Genomic DNA, 9,537 nt, shown 5'->3' on the forward strand with positions numbered 1-9,537 from the left:
GGGGCGCAGGGGAGAAGGGGAGAATAAGAAATGACAAATGACAAATGACCAATGACAAATGACAAATGACCAATGACAAATGACAAATGACAAATGACCAATGACAAATGACCAATGACAAATGACAAATGACAAATCATCATAATCCCACTTACTTTTTCGCATTGCTCCCGATCAAGATTGGCAAATCGGAATCATCACAATGAATGTGGCTCCCTGTCCTGGTTCGGAAACACAATGTAATGTGCCTTTGTGTTTTTCAGCCACAATTTGATAACTAATAGAAAGTCCCATTCCTGTACCTTTGCCGACAGCTTTTGTCGTAAAGAATGGATCAAATAATTTTTGCTTGATATGAGCAGGAATTCCGGGGCCATTATCTGCAATTTTAATGACAACTTGTTTGCTTTCTACCAGGCAAGTGCTAATCGTAATGGTAGGAGTTAAGGTTTTGTCTTGAGCGTTTGCTTCTTCTAGGGCATCAATAGCATTGCTCAAAAGATTCATAAACACTTGATTGAGTTGTCCGGCATAGCATTCGACTAACGGTAACTCTCCATAAGCTTTGACAATCTCAATGCCAAGAGAATCAGGTTTCGCTTTCAGTCGATGTTGCAGAATCATCAGTGTGCTATCAATGCCCTCATGAATATTGACTTCTTTCATCTCGGCTTCATCCATGCGCGAGAAAGTGCGTAGAGAGACAACAATTTTTTGAATGCGTTCTGCTCCAACTCGCATGGAATAAATAAGTTTGGGTAAGTCTTCTACTAAAAACTCCAAGTCCATCGCTTCGGCTTCTTCTTGAATCTCAGAGTCGGGAATTGGGTAATATTTCTGATAAAGTTCCAGGAGTCTCAGAATATTTTTGGTGTATTCATTTGCATGGCTAAGATTGCCGAAGATAAAGTTGACTGGGTTGTTGATTTCATGGGCAACACCTGCCACAAGTTGCCCCAATCCTGACATTTTCTCGGATTGGATCATCTGCGTTTGGGTGTGCTGGAGTTGTTGCAGGATTTGCTCTAATTCTGCTGTGCGATGATTCAATTGGACTTCGGCGCGTTTGCGATCGCTAATATCAAAGCTTGTGCCAATAACCCGGTAAATCTGTCCCTCAGTATTCTTGAGTGGGTTGAAGTTGATAAACCACCAGGTTTCCTGCCCATCAAAGGTTAGGCAATGCTCATAATAAAGGGGCATTCCCGTTCTGGCGCACTCAGCAAGCCGTTGTTGGATAGTCTGGGCCTGTGCTGCCCCAAGGACTTCAGTAGGCGTTTTGCCTACGGCATCAGCACTACGAATTCCAGAGGCTCGTTCCGCAACAGCGTTCCATCCGGCGTAATGGAAGCGATCGTTATCCAACACATCCACAACAAAGATGATTATTTCGGCTCCGTTGTAAATGCTGCTCAGAAACTCCTCTTTCTCTTGAAGTGCGGCTTCCGCTTGTTTGCGTAAACGAAGCTCGTCGTAGACATCGCTAATATCAATCACCACCCCATCCCACACAATCAAGCCATCAGCTTGCAGTTCTGGTCGAGAAACACATTGAATCCATTTGATTTTGCCTGAAGGAGTCACAATTCGCCACTCGTGACTAAAAGGCGTTAACATTCGACCAGAATCAGCAACTAACTGTCCCAGCATTGGGGAATCGTCTGGATGCGCCATGAGGTGAATGTTGTGTACCCCTGCCATCACTGCCTTTGGATCAACCTCATACAGGTCATAGCAACCAGAACTGACGTAGGGTGTCCAGGAAGAGCCATCGGTAGCCAGGCAGAATTGGAATACCATACCTGGAATATTGTCAGCCACCTTCTGGAAGCGGGCTTCAGTGGCACGCAGTTCTACTAGTGTTTGTTGTGTCTGCTCATAAAGTCGGGCATTTTCTAGAGAAATGGCAGCTTGAGTACATAACAGGTTAAGCAGTTCGACGCGATCGCTAGTAAATGCCCCAGTCGTCAAGTTATTCTCCAAATAAAGGATACCTGCGAATCGACCCCGATGGAGAATCGGATTACACAAGATGCTTTTTGGCTGTTGGCTCAAAATGTAAGCATCACTGGCAAAGACTGGATGATTAGTGGCATCCGCCAACACCACAGGTTGTAAGGAATGTTTGACGTGATAAATCACTTTCAGAGGAATGTCGTGGCTTTCCTCCACTGGAATTTTTTGCAGAACGATGGGTTGAGTATTAACGCTGATAGTCCCTTTAATCAACAAGCGATTGTCCCGCAGCAGCATTAACACGCATTTTTCTGCCCCAGCATTTTCAATTACTATCTGAAGCAGCATCATTAGGAGTTTTTCTAATTCAATTTCACCAGAAAGAGTTTGAGAGGCTTTGAGAATGGTTGCCAAATCGAGCGATTCTGTAATATTGCTGGAGCTAGAGGTTTGAGTCGAATGAAAAGATGGGGCAAAAATTGTGTCAGATGGCTTAAGTAAAGGTTGCGGTTGTTGCACAATTGCGGTTAAAAGCTGAGGATAGCGCTGTTCCAAGTCAGTTACTTTGGCTTTCGCTCCCCAACGGGCGTAGCAGTAATATGCTTCTTGCATATATGCTTGGGCGAGTTTTTCCTTGCCCCAATTGAGGTAAAATCTGCCTGCTAGTTCATTGCTGAGGGCTTCTTCTTGAATATATGCATTTGCTTTGGCGGAGGCGATCGCGCGATCGTAGTAATCCATTGCTTCATACATTCGCCCCAACACCCGATACTGCTCTGCTTCAACCAAATAAAATTTGTGTAAATGGTTTGTAGGGGCATGGTTTGCCCAATCTTTGAGTTTCTTCTGGTTGCTAACAACTTCCTGGGGCAAACTATTACATTCCTTACCTTGGGCGTTGGGTAACATCGCCAGATGGGTTAATGAATCGTAAAAGTGAAACACCGGAATCATGAAACAACCTGATACACCATTCAAATATTGTTTGGCATTAACTGCCACTTTTGTTGCTTGTTCCCACTCATTGAACAAGTAACAAAGAATTAGTTTATTAATATACAGTGTTCCCATTGCATAGAGATCGTTAGCCTGCTGATGCTTGGGCAACATCATTTCTTCGTCATAAACCACACCTTTAATTTCCCAAGAACACTTACTCTGTCCAAGTAAATTTAAGACGGATTGGTAAAAGACTCTTAGGTAATTGTGAGCAACTTCCTGTTTAAGTTGATCCAATACCTGACTATAAACCTTCATCTCTGGTTCTAAGATTGACAAATCTTTGCCGAGAAAAAAGGACAGCGAACAATAATTGTAGGCACAGTCAGCAGCATATTCTAAAGTACCCATCTCCAGACCGCTATGGTATCCGTCGAGCAAAGGAGCGAGTGAATTTTGAATATGATGTTTCCAAGGTTTCACAAAAGGATAAACCATGTTAATCGTGCTGGCTTTAAATTCTCTACTCTCGAAGCGTGATAGTAGTCCCATTGCCAGTTCACCAATGCGATCGCCTAAATCTATTTCTCCAGTACCACACAAAATTACTCCATACCAAGCATAAGCCTGTGCTGATACCCCAGCATTACCATAAGCAACCGATAACCTCACCTGCTTGCACACGATTAACGGCAGCAATGCTGGAACCGCTTGATAGACTGCTGCTGTTACAGTCGCTAAAATTCGGATCACTGCCAGACCTCGGAGGTCTTTCATCTCAGGCAGTTCCAGCAAATCTTCTAAATGTTTTTCTTTTAATACATCTTGAGTCTGTTGCAAACTTTCAGTAATATCTGCGTCAGTCGGCTCCTCTGGAAACGACATTCCAAATAATTTCAAAGCAGAAAGAGCGGTTTTAATGGCTTTAGGTTGCTGACTCTGAGCGACATCAGCCAGAATTCTCACTTCATAGACTTTCACTTTGTCTAGTAATTGACGAGCATTTTGCAGTACCTCATCAACTATCTGCTCCATTTGCCCAAAGTCACCACTCAAACAGGCTACTTCTGCGGCTAAATCATGGAGAGCCAACGTTAAATCATAGCATTGCCGCCAACAACTTTCCGTGAGCAGTTGTATGCCTTTAGTAGCGTATTCAATTGCAGCCACGTAAGCAGTTGCAGATTTGGCTTTTTGTGCAGCAGTTAAATTTAGCTTCGCTAATGTCTCCCGTTCTGTTTCTAAGACAATTAAATCGGCTCCTTTATTTAATTGATTAACAATCTCGAAGATTTTTTCCTCTTTTTCCGTTTCGTTCATTACACTTAAGAGCAATCGCCCAATTTTTAAGTGCATCAGTTGTTTTTGGTTATCGGGAATGAGCGAATAAGCAGCTTGTTGGACGCGACCATGCAAAAATTTGTAGAAAACAACTACTTTATTATCTGCTTCTATCTGTTCATTCTCCTCAATCAACAACTCTGATTTTGACTGATAAAACTTGTAAATATCATTGCTGGGAATCACTAATCCTTCCTGAAGGGCTTTCCATAAGTCAGTAGCAGTTTCAGCTTGAGACTTTTCATAGACAATTGCCAGTGTTGCTAAATCAAAGGAGTTACCAATACATGCTGCGAGTTTTAGGACATTTTGAGTGGCAATTGGCAACTTCTGCAACTGCATTGCCATTAACTCTACCACGTCATCTCTCAGAGAGAGCAATTGCACATCACTAATATCACACTGCCAATGCCCAGCTTGAGGATCAAACTCAATAGCTCCCTCTTCATGTAGCGCCTTGAGAAACTGTGTGCTGAAAAAGGGGTTTCCTTGAGTTTTTTGATAAACTAGCTGGGTTAAAGGTTGAGCGATCGCTGCTGGACATTGTAATGTATCTGTAACTAGCGAATTTAAACTTTCTTGACTCAAGGGAGCCAGTGTGATTGTATTGACTGTAGTGCCAGCTTTCTTGATTTCTTCTAACGTCAATATCAACGGATGAGCAGGCGAGACTTCATTATCACGATATGCACCAATCAATAACATGAAGCCGCTTTCTCTTTGTCCGATCAATACCTGAATCAAGTTTAGTGATGCTGAATCTGCCCACTGTAAATCATCCAAAAACATCACCAAGGGATGTGTAACTGTAGTAAATACTTGAATAAATTTTTGGAACAACAGATTAAAACGGTTCTGGGAAGCATTACCTGATAGTTCCACCACTGGGGATTGTTGCCCAATAATCTGCTCTAACTCAGGAATCACATCGATAATTACTTGGGCATTTTCCCCCAATGCCGTCAAAATCTTCCATTTCCATTGCTTTAATTGGGTGTCACTTTCGCCTAACAACTGCCCCATTAAGTCACGGAAGGCTTGTACAAAGGCACTGAGGGGAATGTTGCGGTTGAACTGGTCATACTTGCCTTTAATAAAGTAGCCTCGTTGCCGGACAATGGGTTTATGTACTTCATTCACCACTGCCGTTTTACCAATGCCGGAGAACCCCGCCACTAACATGAACTCCGATGTCCCACTGGCAACCCGCTCGAATGCTTCTAGTAGTATTTTAACTTCTTGCTCTCTGCCATAGAGTTTTTCTGCCATTACGAAGCGATCGCTTATATCTCGCTTTCCAATCGCGAAATGCTCAATTTTCCCTATTTCGTTCAGTTTTTCTATACATAGATGCAAATCATGTTTTAGTCCCAACGCAGTCTGGTAGCGGTCTTCGGCATTCTTCGCCATCAGCTTGTGAATAATTTCTCCCACAACCAAAGGGATCTCAGAGTTGACATCGCACACATTAGGAGGAAGTTTTGCAATATGACAATGCACTAATTCCATCGGGTCTTGAGCATCAAAAGGTACTTTTCCTGTCAGTAGCTCAAAGAAACTTACTCCCAATGAATAGAAGTCGCTGCGGTAGTCAATCCCCCGATTCATGCGTCCTGTCTGTTCTGGTGATAGATAAGCTAGAGTCCCTTCCAGGACATTTGGATTTTGGATTTCGGTGGTTTCTCTCGGTAACAAGGAGGAGATGCTGAAGTCTATCAGCTTTAACACCTTGGTGTCTGGGTGAATCAGGATATTAGCAGGTTTAATGTCTTTATGAATCACCCGTTGTTGATGTAACTGGTGCAGAATCTCTGTTAGTTGTAGGGCTATAATTAGAGATTGGTCTAAGTGTTGCGGCTGTTCCTTAATAAATTGTCGCAGTGATATGCCACCAAAATCTTCCATCACCAAAGCATAGCCATTATTATAGGGTTCTAGGCTGTAGGGCTTAATAATCCCAGGAATCTCTAGGTTTTTGGCTAGGGCATATTGGTTGCGAAACTGTACGAGTTCACTAAAGCTGGGGTACTCTCGTTTTAAAAGCTTAATTACAACTGCTTGGTTATCTGCTTCTCTGACCGCGCGATATACGAGTGTACGTGAACCTGAGTATAGTTGCTCTCTAATTTGGTAGCCTGACAGTGTTACAGTTACATCCACTTTTACGCTCATCACTTTTTCAGGGAATTTTTCTAGTCAGTTTAGAATTCCCCACAGGAAATTTTTTGTAACAAACTTTCGCAATTATTTACGTTTTGGATGTATTTCCTGATGAAAAACTACACGTTAGCGATCGCTCTTTGTGCAACTGAGTTAGCAGAAAATACAAAAAATATATAACCAATAGAAAAGCAATTTATCGACTTACAAAAAGCTGAAGGCATTAAAGCTTTAATTCTCCATTTTTTGAAAATGATTTTCTGCTTCCTGGCTTATTACTACAGCGATTTCCAATAATAAGTAAATAGCTGATTATCACTTGATTTCCCTCCAAGGTTCTATCCTGTGGGAAAAGAAGGGGCTTTTTGATTGAAAATGCCTATAACCCGTTCCTGATGATAATTGCAACTATCCTTAACCTCAAATCGAATGTCTGATATATTTGGTTTTTAGCAAACAAACTTATTGCAAAATTCTCTTCACGCGGTAGAATAACGAAATTTTGCAAGAGTTTTAATTATGAAACCATTTCTTTTTGTAACCGATTTAGATGACACCCTCGTGTATCGCACCGTTGGCGATGACAGCGCTTTAGCAGAACTAAATCAACTCCTGAGTCAACATCGTCAAGAATACGGCACTAAAATTGTTTATTCTACCGGGCGATCGCCCTTACTTTACAAACAACTCCAAGCTCAAAAAAATCTTTTGCAACCAGATGCCCTTGTTCTTTCTGTAGGGACGGAAATTTATCTCAATGGTACTGATAGTCCAGACTCAGATTGGTCAGAAACCCTGTCTCCGGGATGGGAACGGGAAACTGTATTATCTATTACCCATAAATACCGTGAGTTACTTCGGCAACCAGATTCAGAACAGCGTCCTTTCAAAGTGAGCTTTTTTTTAGAACAAGAAGCATCTGCGAATGTTCTACCACAACTTGAAGCAGAGTTGCAGAAATCGAAATTAAATGTAAAGTTAATCTACAGTAGCGGTATTGACCTTGACATTGTACCCCATAGCAGCGATAAAGGTCAGGCAATGCAGTTTTTACGCCAGAAGTGGAAATTTGCAGCAGAACAAACAGTTGTCTGTGGTGATTCGGGTAATGATATTGCTTTATTTGCTGTAGGCAACGAACGGGGAATCATCGTCGGGAATGCCCGAAAAGAGTTACTCCAATGGCATAACGAGTATCCCGCTATGCACCGCTACCTAGCAAAAGGTTTTTGTGCAGGTGGAATTATTGAAGGCTTAAATTATTTTGGTCTCTTGTAATGATTAGTTATCTAAAAGGTATAGTCGCTGGTATCCAAACAATTGGCGCTAATCGCGTGATTCTGACTCTGGAAGTCAATGGCTTGGGGTACGATTTGCAAGTTCCCCAACGGCTAGCAAACCAGTTACCAGAATCGGGAGGCGTGGCGCAAATTTTTACCCATTTCCAAATTCGGGAAGAAGTGCCCTATTTATATGGCTTTGCTTCCCCAGCTGAACGCGATTTATTTCGCCACTTGCTGACTGTCACAGGGATTGGTGCAGCCTTAGCGATCGCACTTCTGGACACTCTGGAACTACCAGATTTAGTCCAAGCAATTATCGCTGGCAATACACAAATCTTAATTCAGGCTCCCGGTGTCGGCAAAAAAATCGCAGAGCGCATCTGTTTGGAACTGAAAAGCAAATTAGTCGAGTGGCGTAAATCAGCCGGGTTCTTCGTCGCCACAGGCGGGCCAGCACCGGGAATTCTCGAAGAGGTGCAAATGACCCTCTTCGCCTTGGGATATACTGCCCATGAGGTCAGTCACGCCCTGCACGTAGTCAGCGAAGACATCGGCCTACCCAAAGATGCCTACGTCGAAGATTGGATTAAACAAGCGATCGCTCATCTCAGCAGCGAACAAGTTTAATTGTCATTTGTCATTAGTTATTCCCCATTCCCCATTCCCCATTCCCAATGACCGACCCTTATGCCTGGCTAGAACAGTCCTTAGCAACAATTCATCGGGCGGACTGGTATCGTTCGGTACAACCTATCAACGGTCGTCCGGGTGCAACGGTGGTTTTAGCTGGGCAAGAGGTAATTAATTTTGCCAGTAATGACTATTTGGGATTGGCTGGGGATGAGCGGTTGATGGCAGCCGCAACTGCTGCGATCGCAGAATTTGGCACTGGTAGTACTGGTTCTAGATTACTCAGTGGGCATCGAGAATTGCATGGGGAGTTAGAAAAGGCGATCGCATCTACCAAACAAACAGAAGATGCCTTGGTATTTAGTTCAGGGTATCTGGCTAATTTAGGTGCTATTACCGCCCTTGTGGGCAAGCGTGATTTAATTTTATCTGACCAGTACAATCATTCCAGTTTGAAAAATGGAGCGATTCTGAGCGGTGCAGCAGTTGTGGAATATCCGCACTGTGATATGGCAGTACTCAAAGCCAAGTTGAATCAGCAGAGGCAAAATTATCGACGCTGTTTGATTCTTACTGATACTGTCTTCAGCATGGACGGCGATTTATGTCCCTTGCCCGCACTGTTCGATCTGGCTGATGAATTTAGCTGTATGCTGCTAGTCGATGAGGCTCATGCCACTGGGGTACTAGGAAAAACTGGCGCTGGGTGTGTCGAGCATTTTGGGTGTACAGGAAAGCAATTAATTCAAATTGGGACTTTGAGTAAAGCTTTGGGTAGTTTAGGCGGTTATGTGGCAGGAAGTAGCGCCTTAATTGACTTTTTGCGGAACCGCGCACCCAGTTGGATTTATACCACTGGGCTTTCACCTGCTGATACAGCAGCAGCCTTAGCAGCAATCAAGATAGTGCAACAAGAACCGCAACACCTTGCCCAATTGTGGGGGAATATACATTACTTGAAAACTTTGCTGCAACAGTTGCCTAACTTAAAATTGCTGCCTTCTGAATCACCCATATTATGCTTTCAATTGCCTAATGCCACAGATGCCCTCAAAGCTGGAAAACAGCTAAGAGATGCTGGCATTTTTGCTCCAGCAATTCGTCCTCCCACAGTGCCCACAAGTCGAATCAGAATATCTGTAATGGCGACTCATGAAGTAGCACATATTGAAAAATTGGTAACAGTGCTGAAGGATGTTATTTGAATGGGGAAGGGGGAATGGGGAAT

Annotated in this window: 4 protein-coding genes; 3 read left to right on the plus strand and 1 reads right to left on the minus strand. The window is 43.1% G+C overall.

Annotation, left to right across the window (positions count from 1 at the left end; all coding sequences use genetic code 11):
• Nucleotides 1-174: 174 nt before the first annotated feature.
• On the minus strand, nt 175-6,408 hold the full coding sequence (locus G1O98_RS33675) for an AAA family ATPase (RefSeq protein WP_163937798.1): 6,234 nt from the start codon (nt 6,406-6,408) through the stop codon (nt 175-177).
• A gap of 507 nt (nt 6,409-6,915) precedes the next feature.
• On the opposite strand from G1O98_RS33675, the gene G1O98_RS33680 reads away from it, so the two are divergent.
• From G1O98_RS33680 to bioF, 3 genes are read left to right on the plus strand one after another with little or no spacing between them, the layout of a single operon-like run.
• Nucleotides 6,916-7,674 (plus strand): sucrose-phosphate phosphatase, encoded by a 759-nt coding sequence (locus G1O98_RS33680; RefSeq protein ID WP_163937801.1) that lies wholly within the window; start codon nt 6,916-6,918, stop codon nt 7,672-7,674.
• Nucleotides 7,674-8,306 (plus strand): Holliday junction branch migration protein RuvA, encoded by a 633-nt coding sequence (gene ruvA / locus G1O98_RS33685; RefSeq protein WP_041565497.1) that lies wholly within the window; start codon nt 7,674-7,676, stop codon nt 8,304-8,306. The genes G1O98_RS33680 and ruvA overlap by 1 nt, the downstream gene beginning before the upstream one ends.
• Nucleotides 8,307-8,353: 47 nt before the next feature.
• The gene (gene bioF / locus G1O98_RS33690; RefSeq protein WP_163937803.1) at nt 8,354-9,514 is read left to right on the plus strand and encodes an 8-amino-7-oxononanoate synthase; all 1,161 of its coding nucleotides are present in this window, start codon (nt 8,354-8,356) and stop codon (nt 9,512-9,514) included.
• Nucleotides 9,515-9,537: the final 23 nt, after the last annotated feature.

The organism is Nostoc sp. UIC 10630 (assembly GCF_010747425.1).
Classification (GTDB): Bacteria; Cyanobacteriota; Cyanobacteriia; order Cyanobacteriales; family Nostocaceae; genus Nostoc.